This window comes from Novipirellula sp. (genome assembly GCF_041583735.1).
GTDB lineage: Bacteria > Planctomycetota > Planctomycetia > Pirellulales > Pirellulaceae > Novipirellula.
The window spans coordinates 1-2109 of sequence record NZ_JBFHFD010000981.1 but is presented as its reverse complement, the minus strand read 5'-3'; the positions used below and the strand labels follow the sequence as shown (position 1 = coordinate 2109).

Below are 2109 nucleotides of genomic sequence, written 5' to 3'. Positions count from 1 at the left end.
TATGTTTGAGAAACTACGAATCATTTTTTCGATTCCTGAGCTTCGCAAGAAGGTTCTGCTGACGATTGGTCTGTTGGCGGTGTATCGAATCGGGTTCCACATTCCATTGCCGATGATCGCGACCAATATGGGCGATGCGGCGGGGGGTGCCGCGTCAGACTTTTTCGAAAAAGTCAGCGTGTTCGCGGCGAGCGATCTTCGCCAAGCGACCATCTTTGGTCTCGGAATCATGCCCTACATTTCGGCATCGATTATCTTCCAACTGCTCGGTAGCGTCTACAAGCCGCTCGAAGAGTTGAAAAAGGAAGGCGAAGCTGGTCGCAAGAAATTAAATGAATACACACGTTATTTGACGGTGTTTATCTGTGTCATCCAAAGCTACATGTACCTGAAGTTCATGTTGATGGCGGGCGGCAGCACCGGCTACGGTAATATCAATCCAAACTTTCTTAATGCGGACGCCACCGGCTTATACTTCGGCTGGCAAATGGTTGCCGTGTTGGTGATGACCTGTGGCACCGTGTTCCTGATGTGGCTGGGCGAGCAGATCGATGAATATGGAATCGGCAACGGGATCAGTCTGCTAATTATGGCTGGCATTTTGGCTCAGATGCCCAAGGCACTGTACGAGTTGATCCGCAATATGAAGACCGAATTGACCGGTTTGAGCCGCGGCCAGGTCGGCATCGAAACATTAATCCTACTGGTGTTGTTGTTCGTCGGCGTGGTCTTCGGAGTGGTGTTTATCACGCTCGGACAGCGTAAAATCCCGACTCAATCAGCGAAATTCACCCGCGGTCGCCGCGTCTACGGTGGAACCCGTCAACACTTGCCACTGCGAATCAACCAAGCGGGCGTTATGCCGATTATTTTTGCAAGCAGCTTGCTGATGATCCCCGGTGTGATGTTTGGCTTCTTGGCAGGTCGCTTCGAAAGTGGCGGGGGCGTGTTCAACGTCATGAACCTGTTCAGTTTGACTTTGAGCGACCAGACGTCGTACATTTTCAACTTGCTGTATGTCGCGTTGATCTTCTTCTTCTGTTTCTTCTGGACTGCGATCACTTTCAATCCAAAAGAGATGTCGGACAATCTGCGAGACAGCGGCACGTTTATCCCAGGCTACCGTCCTGGTAAACGAACCACCGACTACCTTGAAAAGGTGATGGTGCGAATCACCTACGTGGGTGCCGCGTTCCTTTCGATCGTTGCGATTGTGCCCACGATTGTGTACGGCTCGCTTGGCGTGCCTTACTCGATCGCTGGTTTCTACGGTGGTACGGGATTGCTAATTGCGGTGAGCGTCGCATTCGACTTGGTGCAAAAGATCGACTCGCACTTGGTGATGCGAAACTATCGTGGTTTGCTCGAAGGTGCCGGTGGTGGCGTCTCGCCCGTGGTATAGTGGTCGGCAGAGGTTGCTTCAGGTTTTAGGCGGCCCCGCTTGGGGTTCGTCTGAAAACCTGTCGCAGACTTGTTGTGGCGACTAACCCGTCGCAGACTCGTTGTGGCGACTAACCCGTCGCGGGCTTGTTGTGGCGACAATAAAGGCGTGCCGCCGTTTTACAGTTGAGTTAACGCGTTTCTAGAGCATATTGCGATGCGGATCGTCTTTATCGGACCGCCCGGCGCTGGAAAGGGAACTCAGTGCAAGCGGCTAACGCAGATGCTTGAGATCCCGCATCTGTCGACCGGAGAGATGTTACGAGGGACGCGCAAGCAATCCGCCTTAGGACGGATCGTGGCGGGGTACATCGACGGGGGCCGACTGGCTCCGGATTATCTTGTCATGCGAATCGTGAACAAACGATTGCTTGAAAGCGATTGCCATGGCGGTTGTTTGTTTGACGGATTCCCCCGCACGCTGAATCAGGCACAAATGCTCGATGAGCATCTCGCCGCGAAGAACAACCGCGTCGACTTGGTGCTCGATCTAAGCGTGGGGCAGGAAGAATTAGTCTCGCGGTTGTTGAAACGGGCGAGCATCGAGAATCGTGCCGATGACAATGCGGAAACGATCTCGGCGCGGCTGAGAGTCTTCTTTACACAAACGGCTCCGTTGTTGGATTACTACAAAGGTCAAGGGATTGTGCGGCACATCGACGGTACACG

General features: G+C 53.2%; 2 protein-coding genes. Both read left to right on the top strand.

Features of this window, described 5'->3' with window-relative positions:
* The first annotated feature begins 1 nt into the window (after position 1).
* Positions 2-1402 carry a preprotein translocase subunit SecY gene (gene secY, locus ABX962_RS35270; protein WP_339937242.1) on the top strand — a complete coding sequence of 467 codons (1401 nt, stop codon included), beginning with the start codon at positions 2-4 and terminating at the stop codon, positions 1400-1402.
* 195 nt (positions 1403-1597) lie between these two features.
* The coding region (locus ABX962_RS35265; protein WP_372726334.1) for an adenylate kinase at positions 1598-2109 on the top strand (512 nt) is incomplete at its 3' end.